At 61.1% G+C, this 19,815-nt stretch carries 15 protein-coding genes; 12 read left to right on the top strand and 3 right to left on the bottom strand.

All coding sequences use genetic code 11. From position 1 onward, the window contains the following. Positions 1-356 precede the first annotated feature (356 nt). Entirely contained in the window at positions 357-1,745 is a 1,389-nt protein-coding gene (ahcY, locus tag J4E08_RS04975) for an adenosylhomocysteinase (protein WP_183962420.1), read from the bottom strand. Between the two features lie 203 nt (positions 1,746-1,948). Between ahcY and J4E08_RS04970 the strand changes: the two genes are divergently transcribed. Then, positions 1,949-2,542 (top strand): HD domain-containing protein, encoded by a 594-nt coding sequence (locus tag J4E08_RS04970; protein WP_183962418.1) that lies wholly within the window; start codon positions 1,949-1,951, stop codon positions 2,540-2,542. Between the two features lie 132 nt (positions 2,543-2,674). Further along, a complete protein-coding gene (locus tag J4E08_RS04965) occupies positions 2,675-3,400 on the top strand; it encodes a hypothetical protein (RefSeq protein ID WP_349537547.1) in 726 nt (241 codons plus the stop codon). Positions 3,401-3,460: 60 nt separating this feature from the next. On the opposite strand, the gene J4E08_RS04960 is transcribed toward J4E08_RS04965, so the two are convergent. Together J4E08_RS04960 and J4E08_RS04955 are read right to left on the bottom strand one after the other, a co-directional pair. Further along, complete coding sequence (locus J4E08_RS04960; protein WP_183962414.1) at positions 3,461-4,015, bottom strand: ActR/PrrA/RegA family redox response regulator transcription factor; 555 nt, start codon at positions 4,013-4,015, stop codon at positions 3,461-3,463. A gap of 90 nt (positions 4,016-4,105) precedes the next feature. Further along, a complete protein-coding gene (locus J4E08_RS04955; RefSeq protein WP_349537546.1) occupies positions 4,106-4,756 on the bottom strand; it encodes an SCO family protein in 651 nt (216 codons plus the stop codon). A gap of 98 nt (positions 4,757-4,854) precedes the next feature. On the opposite strand from J4E08_RS04955, the gene regB reads away from it, so the two are divergent. From regB to J4E08_RS04905, 10 genes are all read left to right on the top strand, one after another. Further along, positions 4,855-6,258, top strand: a complete 1,404-nt coding sequence (regB, locus tag J4E08_RS04950) for a sensor histidine kinase RegB (protein ID WP_349537545.1) — start codon at positions 4,855-4,857, stop codon at positions 6,256-6,258. Positions 6,259-6,363: 105 nt separating this feature from the next. After that, entirely contained in the window at positions 6,364-7,944 is a 1,581-nt protein-coding gene (locus J4E08_RS04945) for a PAS-domain containing protein (RefSeq protein ID WP_349537544.1), read from the top strand. Between the two features lie 36 nt (positions 7,945-7,980). Beyond that, entirely contained in the window at positions 7,981-9,441 is a 1,461-nt protein-coding gene (gene tsaE / locus J4E08_RS04940; protein ID WP_349537543.1) for a tRNA (adenosine(37)-N6)-threonylcarbamoyltransferase complex ATPase subunit type 1 TsaE, read from the top strand. Further along, positions 9,426-10,124, top strand: coding sequence for a nucleotidyltransferase family protein (locus J4E08_RS04935; protein WP_349537542.1), 699 nt, complete (start codon positions 9,426-9,428; stop codon positions 10,122-10,124). Before tsaE ends, J4E08_RS04935 begins: the two co-directional genes overlap by 16 nt. Before the next feature lie 93 nt (positions 10,125-10,217). Next, on the top strand, positions 10,218-13,154 hold the full coding sequence (gene addB, locus J4E08_RS04930; protein ID WP_349537541.1) for a double-strand break repair protein AddB: 2,937 nt from the start codon (positions 10,218-10,220) through the stop codon (positions 13,152-13,154). Continuing rightward, positions 13,151-16,519, top strand: a complete 3,369-nt coding sequence (addA, locus tag J4E08_RS04925) for a double-strand break repair helicase AddA (protein WP_349537540.1) — start codon at positions 13,151-13,153, stop codon at positions 16,517-16,519. The genes addB and addA overlap by 4 nt, the downstream gene beginning before the upstream one ends. Positions 16,520-16,613: 94 nt before the next feature. After that, positions 16,614-16,934 carry a thioredoxin gene (gene trxA / locus J4E08_RS04920; RefSeq protein ID WP_183962402.1) on the top strand — a complete coding sequence of 107 codons (321 nt, stop codon included), beginning with the start codon at positions 16,614-16,616 and terminating at the stop codon, positions 16,932-16,934. Positions 16,935-17,113: 179 nt separating this feature from the next. Further along, positions 17,114-18,292, top strand: coding sequence for a T6SS phospholipase effector Tle1-like catalytic domain-containing protein (locus tag J4E08_RS04915; RefSeq protein ID WP_349537539.1), 1,179 nt, complete (start codon positions 17,114-17,116; stop codon positions 18,290-18,292). 62 nt (positions 18,293-18,354) lie between these two features. Beyond that, positions 18,355-18,903 carry an ATP-dependent protease subunit HslV gene (hslV, locus tag J4E08_RS04910; RefSeq protein WP_183962398.1) on the top strand — a complete coding sequence of 183 codons (549 nt, stop codon included), beginning with the start codon at positions 18,355-18,357 and terminating at the stop codon, positions 18,901-18,903. A 61-nt stretch (positions 18,904-18,964) separates the two neighbouring features. Continuing rightward, positions 18,965-19,786 (top strand): alpha/beta fold hydrolase, encoded by an 822-nt coding sequence (locus J4E08_RS04905; protein ID WP_349537538.1) that lies wholly within the window; start codon positions 18,965-18,967, stop codon positions 19,784-19,786. Positions 19,787-19,815: the final 29 nt, after the last annotated feature.

Here is a 19,815-nt window from a genome sequence, read left to right as displayed (position 1 = left end):
CCTCAAACCGGCGGTACATCCATATCGAAGAGGTTCTTCAAAGCCACGCGAAGAGCTGGAGACAACGCCGCACCGCGATGTCTCGCTCTATACCCGCAGGTCCGCCAATCAGTCTCGGTCAAAAAGACGCCAATGCGGGCGGTAGAAGACTGATACAAATTCGAACCGCGGATGTTCAACAAACAGCCATACGGCCTTGCGGGATGAGACACTTATTCGAAACATCCACCGGCGAACGCGTGAAGACCCACCGCGACTGGAAAAATGAACAAAACCTGTTGGCTCCATGGAAAAGGCCGGGGGAAAACCCGGCCTTTGGAAACGATGTATAAGTTGGGCGCTGCCCTAACCGGATGTCAGTAGCGATAGTGTTCCGGCTTGAAAGGACCATCAGGTGACACGCCAATGTAGGCCGCCTGCTCATTCGACAGCTGGGTAAGCTTCACCCCGATGCGGCCCAAATGCAGGCGCGCGACCTTTTCATCAAGATGCTTGGGAAGGATATACACGCCCGGTTGGTAATCATCGCCATTCTTCCACAGTTCGATCTGCGCCAGCACCTGGTTGGTGAAGGAGGCCGACATTACGAAAGACGGGTGGCCGGTGGCGTTGCCAAGGTTCAGAAGGCGACCCTCGGACAGCAGGATGATGCGGGAGCCGGAGGGCATCTCGATCATGTCCACCTGGTCCTTGATGTTGGTCCACTTGTGGTTTTTCAACGCCGCCACCTGGATCTCGTTGTCGAAGTGGCCGATGTTGCCAACGATGGCCATGTCCTTCATCTCACGAATGTGCTCGATGCGGATCACGTCCTTGTTTCCGGTGGTGGTGATGAAGATGTCGGCGTCGGCCACAACATCTTCGAGCAGAACCACCTCGAAGCCGTCCATCGCCGCCTGCAGGGCACAGATCGGGTCCGCCTCAGTGACCTTCACGCGCGCACCGGCGCCGGAGAGCGAGGCCGCGGACCCCTTGCCCACATCACCATAGCCGCACACAACAGCGACCTTACCTGCCATCATCACGTCGGTGGCGCGACGGATGCCGTCAACCAGCGATTCCTTGCAGCCGTATTTGTTGTCGAACTTCGACTTGGTTACGGAATCGTTCACGTTGATCGCAGGGAACGGCAGCTGGCCGTTCTTGTGCAAGTCGTACAAGCGGTGGACGCCCGTGGTGGTTTCCTCGGACACGCCCTGGATGGCTTCCTTCACCTTGGTGAACCAGCCCGGCGACGCGGCCATGCGCTTTTGGATCTGCGCCTTGATCACGACCTCTTCGTCGGACTGAGGCACGGGAATGATGTCTTCGCCAGCTTCGGCACGCGCTCCGAGCAACACATAGAGCGTCGCGTCGCCGCCATCGTCGAGGATCATGTTCGCGCCATCCGGGAACATGAAGGATTTGTCGAGGTAGTCCCAATGCTCTTCGAGCGACTGCCCCTTGACCGCGAAGACCGGGGTCCCTCCGGCAGCAATGGCCGCTGCCGCGTGGTCCTGCGTGGAGAAAATGTTGCAGGACGCCCAGCGCACATCCGCCCCCAGCGCCACCAGTGTTTCGATCAGAACGGCCGTCTGAATGGTCATGTGCAGCGAGCCAACGATGCGTGCGCCGGACAGCGGTTTGCTCTCTCCGTATTCCTCACGCAGTGACATCAGCCCCGGCATTTCCGTCTCAGCGATATCCAGTTCCTTGCGACCGAAGTCGGCCAGCGAAATGTCCTTGACGACGTAATCTTGCGACATTGAAGTCCCTTTGCATGAGAATATTCAGCCCGTCGAAACCGACAGGCTTTTCCTTTCGAGCTACCATCGGTGGCCTCAGATCACAATGTCCTATAGCACCGCGGGATTGAGGGTACATTGCCAGCTTCGCCTTAACGGATGATTTACACATTGAGCACATCGGCCTATTCAGGCAGCGTTTTTCCATCCGCCGAGGATCTCTCATGGCCAAACCGCCCCGTGCTTGGCAGCGCATGCTATCGGGCCGCAGGCTCGACCTGCTGGATCCGACGCCTGTCGATATAGAAATTGAGGACATCGCCCACGGTCTGGCCTTTGTGGCGCGCTGGAACGGGCAAACGCAGGGCGACTACGCCTATTCCGTGGCCGAGCATTCGCTTTTGGTCGAAGCCCTTTTTGCTCGTATGCATCCCAAATGCACAGCGGCAGACAGGCTGACGGCGCTTCTGCACGATGCGCCTGAATATGTGATCGGGGACATGATTTCGCCGGTCAAGGCCGCCGTCGGTCCCGATTACAGCGAATTGGACAAACGGTTGACCGCTGCAATCCACATCCGCTTTGGCCTGCCCGCCATGACGCCAACGCGGCTCAAGCAGCGGATCAAGAAGGCGGACAATGTATCTGCCTGGATGGAGGCAACGCAGATCGCAGGCTTTACCGAGGCGGAAGCGAACAAATTGTTCGGGCGCCCCAACCGGGAGCTGATTGCCGATCTGGGTATTCACCTGCGGCCCCCTGTGGTGTGCCGCCATGCTTTCACAGATCGCGTAGCAGTGTTGCTGGAACAGATGTAAAGAACTGTACACTTGCGGCACGGATCCAAACTTTGGAAACAATTTGCCTCAATCTAGCCAGATTCTCCGAGCAATTCACAAGCAAAGGCGGGACAAGCCGCAGTTTGTTAGTGAATTACAGGAGCAGTCAACATGTTGCGTGCCAAGATCATTGTCCTTTCGATTTGCATTATGACCACCGCTGCCTGCGGGCAGAAGAACCATGTCAGTCGAAACAATAGCGGCATCCTTTCCTTTGCCTCACAAGAGGTTGCCGGACCCGAACAGGCCATGCTGGCGCAGGCCAGAGCCCTGGACGACATGACCCGCGAAATGGTCCGCAGTGCGACGCTCAAGGGCGCGGCGACGGGTGCCGCCGCAGGTTGCGGTCTGGCGCTCGTGACCGCCTCCGCAGCGGATGGCAGCAACTGCGTCGTCGGTGCATTGGCCGGCGGTGGTGTTGGCGCCGTCGTGGGCAACGCTTTGGGAAGAAAGCGCGTCGCCGAGCGCGTGGAGATCGTAAAACTGTCGCGCGTCACACCCGCCATTTCCGGCGCGCAACGGGAAATGGCACAGTTCAACGATGGGCTGACCGAATTGCTCTCATTCCAGGACACCGCTTTGACCGAGCTGAAGTTTCAGCGCGACACCGGCCAGATCACGCCAGATGCCTATGCCGCTCAAGAAGCACAGATCCGCGAAGTCCGCGTTGATCTGGCCCATGCGCTCAGCTTGTCGGCCGAGCAGGCCCGCGCCACGAAACTGGCGCTGAAAAATGCAGGCGAACAAGGGCAAACCGGGCTCGACTGGCACATCATGTCAGCCGAGACACTGGAAGACGAAGCATCCTCTGCCCGGTCGCGCATTTCCCTGCTCTGAAACGGAAAAAGGCGGGGTCATCCCCCGCCCTGCATGATGTTCCGATTGATTTGGCCGCACCTACCGGGGCGAGCGCTTTGCCAAGATGCGCTGAAGCGTACGGCGGTGCATGTTCAGACGACGCGCGGTCTCTGACACGTTGCGATCGCACAGCTCATAAACCCGCTGGATATGTTCCCAACGCACCCGGTCGGCACTCATGGGGTTTTCAGGCGGCGGCGGCAGCTCATCGCCTTTGGACAGCAAAGCGTTCGTGATGTCCGTCGCATCGGCGGGTTTTGACAGGTAGTCGGTTGCGCCGATCTTCACCGCAGCGACCGCAGTTGCAATCGCACCGTATCCCGTCAGAACAACAATCCGGCTATCAGGCCGTTTTTCCCTCAGCACTTCGACCACGTCCAGACCATTGCCGTCCTCCAGCCGAAGGTCGATCACTGCGTAAGCCGGGGGGCGTGCCGTGGCCACAGCCGTGCCACCTGCAACAGAGCCAGAGGTCTCCACGTCAAAGCCGCGCTTTTCCATGGCCTTGGCCAGACGTTTCAGGAAAGGCTCATCGTCGTCCACCAAAAGCAGGGACTTGTCCTCACCCAGTTCGTCTATTTCATTTGCTGCCAAGGACTTCCCTCCTGGTGACGTACTGTGGGTTTCACTCTTAACCTTGCCTACTGGTACGGTCAAACCCCACGAATGGATCACTCAATCCGGTCAGGACGCAGCGTCAACGAAGCATCCGACCCGATCCGCCATCTGCTCTGGCGTGACCTCGCGGCGGAAATAGTCGACAAAGCCAGCCTCCGGCAAAACGAGGTAGGTGAATGTCGAATGGTCCACGAGGTAATATTCATCCTCGGCCTCCTGAGCGCGGTAGTAGGTGCGATACGCTTTGGACGCGACATCGACCTGCTCCTTGGATCCGGTAAGTCCGATCATCTTGTCGTGGAACGTGTCCGCAAAATCGCCCACCACCTCTGGGGTGTCCCGCTCCGGATCGATGGAGACAAAGACCGGCGTCGCGCTCATGCCGCGCTCCTCCAGAATATCGATCGCCTGCGCATTGCGCGCCACATCGAAGGGACATACGTCCGGGCAAAACGTGTAGCCGAAATACAGCAGCGTCGGCTCGGTAATCACGTCGGTATCGGTGACCGTCTCTCCCTGCGCATTGACCAGCTCGAACGGGCCGCCGATGTCGCCGGCCACGGCCCCCTGCCGACACTGGGCAAAGGCATCCTCGGCGTTGCCGCCGAACAGACCGTCAAGCCACCCGGCAGAGGCCGCAAATGTGCCGCCGAGCAGCAGTGCAACCGCTGTTGTCGCAACTCTGGTAAAGGTTTTGACCACGATGTCCTCCTTCATGCCGGCATCTCCCGACTGATATATACGATTTTTCGCATGTTTCCAGGCGTCCATTCCGCCCTCTTGCCATACGTTGCAACAGAGGGGAAACAGATCCCATGAACACAACCGAATTTGGCCTTCTGGGCGAAGAGCAACGCAGCAACTGGATCCGCCTCAGGACGATGATCCTGTTGCGCTGGGTTGCGATCATTGGCCAGATCGCTGCGATCACCGCAGCGCAGCGCATGTACAACCTGCAGCTGGAGCTGGGGCTGTGCTATCTTGTCGTCGGCACATCGGTCGTCGGCAACCTTGTGGCCATCTTCATTTTCCCCGAAAACAAGCGGCTCTCGGAAGCAGAAAACTTCATGATGATGATGTTTGACCTGCTGCAACTCTGTGTCCTGTTGTTTCTGACCGGCGGGCTGAACAATCCGTTTTCGCTGCTGGTGTTGGGGCCGGTGACGATCTCTGCCTCGGTGCTGTCTCTGCGGTCCACCGTGACCCTTGGCCTGACCGCTATGGTATTGGTGAGCCTGATGGTCTTTTACCATTTTCCGCTGCGCACCGACGAGGGGTTTGTCCTGCGCATCCCTGACATTTTCGTGTACGGCCAATGGGTCGCAATCCTGATCGCCCTGAGCTTTCTGTCAGCGTATTCGCGGCGTATCGCGCGGGAAATGAACTCCATGTCGGACGCGTTGGCCGCGACGCAGATGGCACTTGCGCGCGCCCAGAAGCTCAATGATCTGGGGGGGGTCGTGGCCGCTGCGGCCCATGAACTGGGCACACCCTTGGCTACGATCAAGCTGACCTCATCGGAGCTGGCCGATGATCTGGATGATCATCCCGAACTGTCAGATCTGAAAGACGACGCCCTTTTGATCCGCGAGCAGGCAGATCGCTGCCGGGACATCTTGCGATCCATGGGCCGCGCCGGGAAAGACGACCTCCACATGCGGCGGGCCCCGCTGATCGAAGTCATCCGGGAGGCGGCAGAACCGCATCAGGACCGTGGCAAGGACATTTTGATTGAGGACGGCCCCGGTCCTGGTGGGGAGTTCAATCCGCCGCAAATCTTGCGCAGACCTGAAGTCATTCACGGCCTGCGCAACCTTGTCCAGAACGCAGTGGATTTCGCGCGCGCGACTGTCTGGATCGAAGCGATGTGGACGGACGAGGTTGTCTCTATCCGTATTCTCGATGACGGGCGCGGGTTCCCGCCGCAGCTGATCGGGCGAATCGGCGATCCGTTCATGCGTCGGCGCCGGTCCGACGCAGATCGGCGCGCGCGACCGGAATATGAAGGGATGGGCCTCGGCCTTTTCATCGCCAAAACGCTTCTGGAACGTTCTGGTGCGGAACTCAGCTTTGCCAACGGCTCTGATCCTTACGCGCCGATGACGGCGCCCGGCAACCCCGGCGGCGCCATTGTCGAAGTCGTCTGGCCGCGCGAAAAGATCGTGGCCAAGACGCCGCCAGGCACGCCCCTGGGTGAAAATCAGCGTTTCGATCACTGACCATAACAAAGCCCTTGCGCGTTTAACGCGTCGTTAACCATCATGAAGTATCCCGAGAGTTGGGTAGGTGAAAATGTTATGTAGGACCACTGAAGGGGCGTAAGTTTGCAGGAAATTGCAGTGATGGCGGTCGGGGCCAGCGTCGGAACGACGGCACTTGCGGTCCTCTTTTTGGCATTCGCCACGCTCAGACGCCGACAGTCAGGTCCAGAGGGCCGCCCCGTGCCGTCAGAGACGGTTGTCCTTTTGCGCAATGGGCGCGTTTTTGACCACACCGACGATGTCGTTCACCTGTTCAATCGCAGCGATATCAATGGCATGACCTGGTTCGAACTGCGTGACTCGCTGCTTTCCGGGTTTCCTGACCTACCCGAAGACGCGCCAACCGTGCCCGACGCATGGACCTGCGAATTCGTCGAAGGCGCGACACTGCGCGCCATGCCCTCTGGCACGACACTGCGGCTGACACTGCAGGCGCCAATGAGCAAACCGGCGCAAACCTATCGTGCCGCGCAGATCGAGCAATCCTTTGACCGGTTGTTTACCATTTGCGGCAACACCCCCTATCCCGTCTGGCAAACCTCCCGCGACGACGAGGTGACCTGGTACAACGACGCTTACGAAAAACTCTGCGAAGAGATCGGACAAGATCCAAACGACTGCCTGCCGTTTGCTCTGCCGGTGCCGCCATCTCGCAGCACACAAATGAATCGCCTAAGTCTTAGCGACGACACGGATAAAGCTCATTGGTTCGAGGTAATCTCCACGCCCACCGGGGAGGGCTGGGTGCACTTTGCGACCTCCATTGACAGCCTTGTCAACGCCGAGATGGCCCAGCGCAACTTTGTCCAGACGCTGACAAAGACCTTTGCGCATCTGCCTATTGGCCTCGCCGTTTTTGACAAGAACCGGCAATTGGTCCTGTTCAATCCATCCATGGTGGATCTGACGCATCTGCCGGTGGATTTCCTGAGTTCGAAACCGAATCTGCTCTCGTTCTTCGACCACATGCGCGAGAATCGCACGATGCCTGAGCCAAAAAACTACGCCAATTGGCGCGACAAGCTTTACGATGTTGTCACCGCCGCGCGCGAGGACCGCTACGCTGAAACATGGAACCTGCCCTCCGGCCTGACCTACAAGATCACCGGACGGCCACATCCCGACGGTGCCGTCGCCTTTTTGCTGGAAGACATATCCGCCGAGATCAGCCTGACACGCCGCTTCCGCTCCGAGCTCGAACTGACACAATCGGTGCTGGATTGCTTCGGGGATTCGGTCGCCGTTTTTTCGCGTCTGGGCGTGCTGACCTTTTCCAACGCAGCTTACCGCGAACGCTGGAAATGCGAGTCGGATTGCACCTTTGCCGAAGTGACGATCGTTGATGCCGTTTCCATCTGGCGCACAGCCTGCAAGCCCAGCCCGATCTGGTCCGAGCTACGGGAATTTGTGCTGACGCTGCGAGAGCGAACCGCATGGGAATCGGAACTGACAACCAACGACGGGGAGCGCCTGGTGTGCATCGTGGAACCGGTGGCCGCCGGTGCCACGATGGTGCGCTTTGCCAACCGCAGCGCTTCCGAAGCGACCGGAACGCTGCGCTACGTTCCCGCGGCCTACGCGGACCCGCAAATGCAACAGATCGAAGACGATCAGATAAAACAGCCCGGCCGCAGTCACGGCTGACCTTGCGGTGCGAAGATCCCTTGATATTTAGGCGGTATGAACAAGGTATCGCCGATCACAGCGCTCAACCTCGCCTCTCCGGAGGCCACCGCCGACTTCGCGCGCGCGTTGGGCAGCCAATTGCGCGCCGGGGACGTGCTGTTGCTGACCGGCAGTATTGGCGCCGGCAAGACGCATTTCGCTCGTGCGCTGATTCAGTCGCTGCTGACAGAGCCAGAAGACGTGCCATCGCCCACTTTCACCTTGGTTCAGGAGTATGAAACCGACCGGGGCCCGCTGTGGCACAGCGATCTGTACCGGCTTAACAGCCCTGATGAGATCGAAGAGCTTGGCCTGCTTGAGGCATTTTCCAACGCCATTTGCATTGTCGAATGGCCCGACAGGCTTGGCGATCTGGCCCCTGTCTCGTCGCTTATGTTGCAGTTCAGCGATGGCCCATCAGACAATAGCCGCCAGCTTGACATGCAATGGACCGATTCAGATTGGAACAAACGGATCGACGCCGCTTTGACCATGACATCCGGACCCGTGCATGGAGACGAGGTTGCAGATTTCCTTGCCACGTCCAACTGGAACGACGCCGAGGCGACACAGCTTGCAGGGGATGCCTCCTCCCGCCACTACACACGCCTTGATCGCCGAGGGCAAACCGCGATCCTTATGCAGGACCCGGATGGTGATACATCGCTTTTCGCAACCCTTGCACGTCACCTGACACACCAAGGCCTGTCCGCGCCCCACGTATTGGCGGAAGCGCCGGGCCTTCTTCTGCTCGAAGACCTTGGGGATGGTCTGGTGGCGAAATTGGCGATTGATGCCGAGGCGGAGAAGCAGCTCTACCTCCAGGCGGTGGACACATTGGTCGCGCTGCATCAAAAGGCCGCGCCGTCCCGCCTGCCCCGTGCGACGCCAGAGCTGCTCACTCAGTCAATTGACCTCGCCTTTACGCATTACGTCCGGAAGTATGAATTGCTGGAGGAGGCACAAAAGGCATTTGGCCCGATACTCGCTCAGCATGCCTCTCCGCAGGACGTGATGGTGCTGCGCGACTTTCACGCGGAAAACATCCTGCATCTGCCCGACCGCACGGGCGCAGCGCGCACAGGCTTGCTCGATTTTCAGGATGCGGTCTGCGGACACACCGCGTACGATCTGGTGTCGCTGTGCCGTGACGTGAGACGCGATCTTTTTCCCGATACCGAAAACGCCTGCATAGAGGCATACCTCGCCGCCACTGACAGCGATCCAGAAGCGTATCGCGCCGCATATGCCGTGCTTGGCGTACAGCGCAACCTTCGCATTCTTGGTGTCTTTGCCCGGCTCGCGGTCACGCACGGCAAGACGCGCTATCTCGACTTTCTGCCGCGGACATGGGACCACATTCAGGCACAAATGACCCATCCGGCTCTCGCCCCCATGCGCCCGATCATCTTGCAATTGCCCGCGCCCGAGGGCGACCATCTGAAGGATTTGCGCGCGCAATGCCCGACCGGATGACACCCGACGCGGTGATGCTTTTTGCCGCCGGGTTCGGCACACGCATGGCCCCGTTGACGAACACGCTGCCAAAACCGCTGATCCCCGTTGCGGGTCTTCCCCTGCTGGACCACGCCTTGAAGCTGACCGCAGGGCTCAGCACACGCGTGGTAAACGCCCACTACAGAGCCGATCAGATCGTCGCACACTTGGCCGGAACAGATGTGCACGTGAGTGTCGAAAAGCCGCAGATCCTCGACACGGGGGGCGGCCTGAAGCGGGCTTCGCCGATCTTGGGGGATGGTCCGGTTTTTACGCTGAACACGGATGCTGTTTGGCAGGGGCCAAATCCTTTGCAGCTGCTGCATGACGCCTGGAACCCGAACGCGATGGACGCGCTTTTGCTGTGCGTGCCGCTGTCCAACGCCACAGGGCGCAAAGGGGGCGGGGATTTCACCCTGACAGACGGCGGGCTGCATTGGGGAGGTGACATGGTCTACACGGGTGCCCAAATTGTAAAGACAGAAGCGCTGGCGCACATCGAGGACGAGGCTTTTTCTCTGCATAAGCTGTGGCACGAGGCAGAGGCAAAAGGCAGGTTCTGCGGGCTGTCCTATCCCGGTCTGTGGTGTGATGTGGGCCACCCCGGCGGCATCACCTTGGCCGAAGAGATGCTGCGCAGCACCGCCCCTGACAAAAGCTGACATCCTGGCCGAAACCGCCGGTTGCCCCGCGCCTCGGGACGGTCCATCTTGTGGGTCCGACGTGGGCGTCGGCTGATTGGGCGCGAGAGTTATATGTCTGAAACCAAAATCTTTTCCGCCAGTGGTCCGCGCCTGTATGGCCTGCCGTCAGGCGTCGATTTCCCGGCGGCTCTGATCGAGGGGCTGCGCGCGCGACTGGAAGGACAGCCGCCTGAAGCCATCGCGCAGGTCGAGCTCTATGTGAACACCGATCGCATGCGCCGCCGTTTGCGCAGCCTGTTCGATGCCGGTCCCGCGTCCCTGCTGCCGAAAATCAGGTTGGTCACCGACCTTGCCGACCCTCTGACCCGCGCGCAACTGCCCGCGCCTGTTCCCCCGCTGCGGCGCAGGCTTGAACTGACCGGTCTCGTTTCAGCCCTGTTGGAAAGCGCGCCAGAGCTCGCCCCGCGCGCCGCGCTGTTCGATCTGTCCGACAGTCTCGCCACGCTGATGGAGGAGATGCATGGCGAGAATGTGCCTCCCGATGCCGTTGCCGGCCTTGATGTCACCGATCAATCCGGCCATTGGGACCGCGCCTTGCGCTTCTTCAATATCGTGCAGCAGTATTTCCAGGACGACAGCGCACCTGACGCGCAGGCCTTCACCCGGCGGGCGCTGGCCCTGCGTCTGGCGCAATGGGAGCTTGATCCGCCGCAGCATCCCATCCTGATCGCAGGGTCGACCGGATCGCGCGGCACCACCCATGCCTTCATGCGCGCTGTTTCCCGGCTGCCGCAAGGCGCGGTTATCCTGCCCGGATTCGACACTGATATGCCGCAAAACGTCTGGGAGATGCTCAACGATCCGCTTACCGGGGAAGACCATCCGCAGTATCGCTTTGCCAAGCTGATGCGTGAACTGGATCTGAATCCGTCCGCCGTCCGTGACTGGGCGGAGACGAAGGCCCCCGCGCCGGAGCGCAACCGCGTGGTTTCGCTCGCCCTGCGCCCCGCGCCAGTCACGCACCAATGGTTGTCCGAGGGGCCGAAGCTGCCGGATCTGCCGAAAGCGATGGAGGATGTCACGCTGCTTGAAGCGCCGAGTTTGCGTGAAGAAGCGCTGGCCATCGCGCTCCGCCTGCGACAGGCGGCGATTGACGGAACCGAGGCCGCGCTTATCACGCCTGACCGGATGCTGACACGGCAGGTGACGTCGGCCCTGAACCACTGGGGCATCGTCCCCGACGACTCCGCAGGCATCCCGGCGCAGCTGACCCCGCCGGGACGCTTTTTGCGGCTTGTGGCCGATCTGTTCACCCGCCCCCTGGCTGCAGATTTGATGCTGTCGCTGCTGAAGCATCCTCTGTGTCACAAGGGCAAGGATCGCGGCCAGCACCTGCTGAACACACGCGATCTGGAACTGTCAATCCGGCGTGATGGCATGCCCTACCCGACACCTGAAACTTTGGCCGAATGGGGGACGAAGGCCGAACGACCCGCCTGGGCCGAATGGATTGCGCAGCTGTGCACGCAACATCATCCCGCGCCGCGGCCGCTTTCTGAGTGGGTGGATACACATCTCACCTTGGCCGAAGCCTTGGTCGCCGGTCCCGATGGAACACCCGCGCCGCTTTGGGACGAAGTGGCAGGCCGTCGTCTGCGCCAGATCACGGAGACCCTGCGCGCGGAGGCCGAGAATGGCACCGCCATGAGCGCCCGCGACTACGCCGACCTGTTCCAGGCTTTGCTCAGCCGCGAGGAAGTGCGTAATCCCGACACGCCGCACCCGCGCATTCGCATCTGGGGCACTTTGGAAGCGCGCGTGGCCGGGCCGGAGCTGCTGATCCTTGCCGGGTTGAATGAAGGCTCCTGGCCCGAAAGCCCTGCCGCCGACCCTTGGCTGAACCGCCGGATGCGGGCCGAAGCGGGTCTGTTGCTGCCGGAACGGCGTATCGGCCTGTCGGCGCATGACTTCCAACAGGCCGTTGCAGCGCCGCAGGTCTGGCTGACCCGTGCAATGAAATCCGACGATGCCGAGACGGTCCCAAGCCGTTGGATCAACCGGCTGGTCAACTTGATGAACGGCCTGCCCGATCGACACGGCGAAGAGGCGCTGACCCAGATGCGGGACCGCGCGAAACCGTGGCTGGCACTGGCCCGTGCGTCGGAAGCACCGATCCACGCAGAACCAGCCGTGCGCCCGTCCCCCGCGCCACCGGTTGACGCGCGTCCGACGCAACTGTCGGTTACGGCCATCAAACGACTGGTGCGTGATCCCTACGCCATCTACGCCAACAAGGTGCTGAACCTCAAACCACTGGACCCTTTGATGCAGGCCCCCGACGCATTGATGCGGGGCATTCTGACCCACAAGGTGATCGAAGATTTCATCCGCGAAACAGTCTCTGACCCGGCGCAACTCACACCGGAACGGCTGCGGGAGATCGCGGCGACCGAGCTGGCCCAAATTCCCTTCCCCACGGTTCGGACTCTCTGGCAGGCGCGGGTGGATCGCTTTTCCGGTTGGTTCGTCGCGTCCGAAGCGGAGCGTCGGCAACGCGCCGCACCGCAGGAGGCGAACTTTGAAATCACAGGTCAGGCGGAGCTCCCCATGCTGGGGTTCACGCTCACCGGCACGGCAGACCGCATCGACATGGACGCGCGTGGCGGCGCACATGTCTATGACTACAAGACCGGCGGCGCCCCCACGGAATCGCAGCAAAAGACCTTTGATAAACAGTTGCTGCTGGAGGCTGCGATGCTTCTGCAAGGGGCCTTCCCGAACTTGAAACCACGCCACATCGCGGCGGCCACGTATATCCAGCTCAAGCCCGGCGATCCAAAGGAGATCCCCGCCCCGCTCGACGATTGCCCGCCCGATCAGACATGGGCCGAGTTCACCGCGCTCATCGCCGCCTATATGCAGGCGGACAAGGGCTATACCGCGCGCCGCGCCCTGATGAAAGACACCGATCATGCGGATTATGACCACCTGTCGCGCTTTGGCGAATGGGATGTCACCGCCGAGGCCAAGCTGGACCCGCTGACATGAGAGACGACGCAACAGAAGCGCAGGTGCGCGCCGCCGCGCCCGGCCATTCGACGTGGCTTGCCGCAAACGCTGGGTCAGGCAAGACCCGTGTGCTGACCGACCGCGTGGCGCGTTTGCTGCTCGAGGGCGTCGACCCGAGCCATATCCTGTGCCTGACCTACACCAAGGCCGCCGCGACCGAGATGCAGAACCGCCTGTTCAAGCGGCTGGGCGGCTGGGCCATGCTGGCCGAGCCGAAGCTGCGCGATGAGCTGGATGAGTTGGGCGTCGATCAACAACCGACACCAGAGTTCCTGCGCGAGGCGCGAACCCTGTTTGCCCGCGCGGTCGAGACGCCCGGCGGGCTGCGCATCCAGACCATCCACTCATTTTGCGCGTCTCTGCTGCGGCGCTTCCCGTTGGAGGCACAGGTCTCCCCCCAGTTCAAGGAGATGGAGGATCGCGCGGCGGAACTGCTCCGCGCCGATCTGCTCGAAGACATCGCCGACGGCCCGGACAGGGGCCTGCTGGAGGGTATCGCGCCGTATCTGTCCGGCGACGATACGGAGGGACTGCTGCGGAGCCTTTGCGCGCGCCGCGATGTCTACCTCACGCCACCTTCGCCTCAGGACATTCGGGCCCATTACGGGCTGCGTCCCGAAGAGGATGAGGCCAGCGTGCTCGGGTCGATCTTTCTCGGCTCAGAAGGAGCGCTCGCCGCTGATCTGGTCCCGGTGTTCCAACAAGGCGGCAAGACTGAGCAAGGCATGGTCCCCGCACTGCAAGCCATCCATGGCAACGATGCCGCAGCGCTCGACCTCTGGAAGCAGATCTGCCTGACGCAGGCGGGCACCCCGCGCAAGAATTTCCCGACAAAGAAGACGCGCGGCAATTTTCCTGACCTCTGCGAACGCTTTGACCAGCTGACGGGGCGGATTGCGGATGCGTTGGAGGTGGAGAAGGCCCTGCATGCTGCCCAGCGCGACATTGCGCTGACCGCCTTTGCGGCGCGCTTCGTGCCCGCCTATGAGCGTGCAAAGCTGCTGCGCGGCTGGCTCGACTTCGATGACCTGATCACCCGCGCCCGCGATCTGCTGTCGAACGAAAAGGTGGCAGATTGGGTGCTTTACAAGCTCGACGGCGGCATTGACCACATTCTGGTGGACGAGGCGCAGGACACCTCGCCCGTGCAGTGGCAAGTGATCGAACGGCTCGCGCATGAGTTCACCTCCGGCGAGGGGGCGCGCACCGAGACGCGGCGCACGATCTTTGTCGTCGGCGACAAGAAGCAGTCGATCTATTCCTTCCAGGGGGCCGACCCCCGTGAATTTGACCGTATGCGCGAGGATTTTCGCCAACGGCTGGTGAATACGGATGCGCCGCTGGTAAACTCGGAGCTGGCCTTTTCCTTCCGCTCGGCAGAGCCGATCCTGCGGGTTGTGGACAACACCTTTACCGACGCGGCAGAGAGCGGTTTCGACGGCGCACTGCACCGGGCGTTCAAATCGAACATGCCGGGTCGCGTGGACCTCTGGCCGGTGGTCGAGAAGGTGAAGGACGACGATGACGGGCCCTGGCACGAACCGCTGGACCGCGCGGCGGCAACGCACCATTCGGTGATCCTCGCCCAGCGCATCGCGCGCTTCATCCGCCAGACCATCGACGCAGGCCATCCCATGCCGAAGGAAGTCGGGTTCACCAATACCTACACGGCGCGTCCTGTGCACGCCGGCGACTTTCTGATCCTCGTCCGGCGACGCGGACAATTGTTCAAGGAGATCATTCGCGCCTGCAAACAAGAGGGTCTGCCCATCGCCGGGGCCGACCGGCTGAAGGTTATGGCAGAGCTGGCGGTGCGGGATATCATCGCCGTGCTCAAGTTCCTTGAAACGCCTGAGGATTCGCTGTCGCTGGCCACGGCGCTGCGCTCGCCGCTGTTTGGCCTGTCCGAGCAGGACCTGTTCACGCTCGCGAATAACCGCCCGCGCAAATATCTATGGGAGGTGCTCCGCGGCAGCGATGCGCCTTATGTTGCGGTGCTGAACGATCTTCTCAAAAACACAGACTTTCTGCGTCCCTACGACCTGATTGATCGCATCCTGACACACCACAAAGGTCGGCGCTTGCTGATCGGGCGGCTTGGCGCAGAGGCGGAGGACGGTATCAACGCGCTTCTGCAACAGGCGTTGAGTTACGAGCAAACCGAAGTGCCGACGATGACCGGCTTCCTCGAATGGGCACAGGCAGATAATCTGGAGATCAAGCGCGCACCGGACGGGGCCGGCGCGACCCTGCGCGTCATGACGGTACATGGGTCTAAGGGTCTGGAAGCGCCCATCGTCATCCTGCCCGACTGCGCAAAGCCCGATACCTCGGTCAAGGCGGACCTGCTGGCCGACCCGGAGGGGGTCATGTGGAAACAGAGCGCCGCGCATCAACCAAGCCGTCAGACCGAGGCCATCGACATTGCCAAGGCACGGGAAGCGCAGGAGCGCGACCGCCTGCTGTATGTGGCCCTGACGCGGGCGGAGAAGTGGCTGATCGTCGGAGCAGCTGGCGAGTTGGGCAAGGATGGAGACGCCTGGTACGATCAGGTGGCCAAAGGCATGGAACGGTCCGGGGCCTTGCCGCATCCCTACGACTTTGGCGATCTTGGCGGTGGTGAGGGGCAGCGCATCGAATACGGCGACTGGTCGCTGCCAACCGAGGCCGCAAAGGATGTGCCTTCTGCCGAGCCGTTGGCGTATCCAGAGGCGCTGGACCGCCCCCTGCCCGCCCCGGTCCTGCCGCCAGAAACCCGCAGCCCGTCTGATCTTGGCGGGGCCAAGGCCTTGCCCGGTGCGGCCGGCGACACCGAAGACGTGGCCAAAGCACGCGGCACTGCCCTGCACCTGCTGCTGGAAACGCTCGCACCACTGACCGCCGCGCAGCGCGACCAGCTTGCGCCCTCTCTTCTGGAGGAAATGCGGCAAGGGGAAGATGCGGAACTCATCACGGAGCAATTGCCAATCCTTTTGCAAGAGGTCCTGACAGTGCTCGACACCCCTGCGTTGGCCCATCTGTTCACCAAGGGGGCGCTGACCGAAACCGCCATCACCGCTGATCTGCAAGGCCTCGGGCGTGTTCATGGCATCATTGATGTGCTGCATGTGACAGCAGACAAAATTACCATCGTCGATTTCAAAACCAACCGCACTGTGCCGGAAAAAGCGGAACAGACACCGGAAGGTTTGCTGCGCCAGATGGGAGCCTATGCCGCTGCTTTGACCCAACTTTATCCCGGACGCGAGATCGAGACAGGGCTGCTTTGGACGGCCACCGCACACTATATGCCGCTACCGCACGACCTCGTGACCCAAGCCCTTGAGAGGGCCGCCACACCTTGACGGCTGAGTGGGGCGTCCTTAGTTTCCAGATCCTGAATGGGCACACCCGCCCAAACCGCGATTCCGCAGCACTCCAACCCTCAGGAGAGATCCCATGGCCACCGTTGCCGTTACCGATGCCACATTCGACGCCGAAGTTAAAAACTCCTCCGTTCCGGTCGTCGTCGACTTCTGGGCCGAGTGGTGCGGCCCGTGCAAGCAGATCGGCCCCGCTCTCGAAGAGCTGTCCGCTGAATACGGCGACACCGTAAAAATCGCCAAGGTCGACGTGGACAGCAACCCGAACTCCGCCGCTGCCATGGGCGTGCGCGGCATTCCGGCGCTGTTCGTGTTCAAGGACGGCGCACCGGTGGCCAACCTTGCAGGCGCCCGCCCCAAGGCCGCGCTGAAATCCTGGATCGACGAATCCATCTGAATTTTGTCTGTTTCAGGCACAGTTTGAGATCGAGGGCCCCGTTTGGGGCCCTTTTGCGTCAAAGGGTGGCCGACAGCGTTGCTCCGTCCTTGGCGCGACACTCCGATCGCTTTATTTTCCCCCTTGTGCCCAGCCCCTGTTAACCTGCCATTTGCAGAAATGAACAAGCGGTGACGACCATGGCACGAGACATTGTCCTCCTCCTCGACGGCACCTCGAACGAGATTTGTGCCGACCGGACCAATATCCTGCGTTTGTACGGCACGCTGAAAAAGTCCGAGAGCCAGATCGTGTGGTACGATCCAGGCGTCGGCACATTTGGCGCGGAAAACAGCTGGTCGGAACTTTCTCGCAAGGCGCAAGAGCTTTGGGGCATGGCGACGGGCTGGGGTCTGGACAGCAACGTCAAGGAGGCCTACCGATTTCTCGTCGACACCGTGCAGACAGACGAGGACGGCGAACGCGACCGCATCTGGATCTTCGGGTTTTCTCGCGGGGCCTATACGGCGCGGGTGCTGGCTGGATTTTTACATGCCTTTGGCTTGATGGACCCCCGCAACCTGAACCTGCTGAATTACGCCTACCGCGCCTACAAACGCATTGGCAGCACCCAAGGCGAAGACGCCTTTGCCGAAATCGGTCTGTTCGAGAAGATCATTGATCCCCAGCGGGTCACCATCACGTTTCTCGGGCTGTTTGACACCGTGTCGTCCGTTATCGAAAGCGGGCGATTTCTGCCGCGGTTGCGCAGCCATGCCTTTACCAAGGTAAACACCTCCGTCGTGGCCGTTCGCCACGCGGTCGCCCTGTCGGAACGACGCACAATGTTCCGCCCGCAGCATTGGCCGGAGGGGCAGACCTACCGCAAGAACGTCTTCAACCCCAACAGCGGCGTGCCCCAGGACGCGCGAGAGGTGTGGTTTCGCGGCGTCCACGGGGATGTTGGCGGCGGCTACCCAGAGGACGAATCTGCACTGGGGAAGTTGCCGCTCTACTGGATGATAAGGGAGTCCGAGGAGCTTGGCCTGAAGTACATCCCGCAGACCGTGAACCGCATCGTGATGGGCCACAAATATCCCAGCGACGACAAGCAATACACTGCGCCTGACCCCAAAGCGAAGGAACACGATTCCATGTCGAAGGGGTGGAAACTGCTGGAGTACATCCCGCGCCGCAAGCCTACCGGATCGCAGAGAACGGCGTTTCGTGGGTGGATCTTGCCGCGCTCAGAGCCGCGAAATGTTCCTGATGGCGCGCGCATCCATGCCTCTGTTCTGGCGGCCGGCCCTTTGCCACCACAGATCCCCGCAGATCACGTCATCGAGCCGCAGCACATCTGGACCCCACCCACTCCGTAACGGCCGCACCCTTGCCTCCTGCGCACGCCGTTGCCATATCCCTCCCAAGCAAAGGAGACGACATGAGCAATGAATTCCCCGGCTGGCACGGCACCACCATCATCGGCGTCCGCAAGGGCGGCAAAGTCGTCGTCGCAGGCGATGGGCAGGTCTCCCTCGGCCAGACCGTGATCAAGGGCACAGCGCGCAAGGTGCGCCGCCTGTCGCCCGGCGGCTCTGACGTGGTTGTAGGGTTTGCCGGGTCGACCGCAGATGCCTTTACCCTGTTGGAACGGCTGGAGACGAAGCTGGAAGCCACCCCAGGCCAACTGCAACGCGCCTGTGTCGAACTGGCAAAGGACTGGCGCACCGACAAATACCTGTCCAAGCTCGAAGCCATGCTGATCGTCACCGATGGCACCGACCTTCTGGTCGTGACCGGGGCGGGCGACGTTCTGGAGCCGGAACATGACGTGGCTGCCATCGGCTCGGGCGGCAACTTTGCCCTCGCGGCGGCGCGCGGCATGATGGACACCGATAAGGATGCCGAAACCGTAGCACGCGAGGCCATGGCCATCGCAGCAGACATTTGCGTCTATACCAACGGGCGCCTGACGGTCGAAACGATCTAGGAACGTCTGCCTGTGCCTCCGCGTTGATCTGCGAAACGCAGCACGACGCGGAGGACGCAAAATGGAACTCTTTGTAAATGACACAGGCGGCACCGGTGATCCGATTGTCCTGATCCACGGTTGGCCACTTTCATCGGACGCGTGGGAGCCGCAAATCCCCGCTTTGGTCGACGCCGGCTATCGTGTGATCGCTTATGACCGCCGCGGGTTTGGCAAGTCTGACAAGCCGGGTGAAGGTTTTGACTACGACACTCTCGCGCATGACCTGCACGAATTGATCGAAAACCGTGGCCTCTCGAAGGTGACGCTGGTGGGCTTCTCCATGGGGGGCGGCGAGGTCGCGCGCTACATTGGACGATTTGGCGAGGATAAACTGCGGGCCGTAGTGTTCGCCTCGGCCGTTCCACCTTTCCTGATGAAGAGCGCGTCCAACCCAGATGGGCCGCTTGACCAAGCCACGGCCAACGAATTCGAAAAGAACCTTACCGACGACCGCGATTCGTTTTTCGAAGGCTTTACAAAGGATTTCTTTTCCGCCGACGGCGAGTTGAAAGTCTCCGAAGACGCGCGTCAGAAGGCGCTTTCGCTGTGCCACCAATCCTCGCAAGAGGCGGCTTTGGGATGCATGAAGGCCTGGGCCACCACGGATTTCCGCGACGATCTTGGGCAGATCAGTGTCCCGACATTGGTTCTGCACGGGACGGCTGATGGCATCGTGCCGATCGAAGGATCAGGCGAGCGGACGCATGAGATGGTCAAGCAGAGCATACTGCACCGTATCGAAGGCGCTCCGCACGGCTGCAACACGTCGCATCCGCTGGAATTCAACAAGGCGATTCTGGATTTCCTGATGGCGCCGGCGCGATCTGTGTCCGCTGAATAACCACAAGAAGGGGCGCCCCCATTGCGCCC

Source organism: Sagittula sp. NFXS13, from assembly GCF_040148795.1.
In the GTDB taxonomy this organism is placed as follows: domain Bacteria; phylum Pseudomonadota; class Alphaproteobacteria; order Rhodobacterales; family Rhodobacteraceae; genus Sagittula; species Sagittula marina.
Note: the sequence above shows the minus strand (reverse complement) of the source record. Positions and strands in the feature narration are given on the sequence as shown.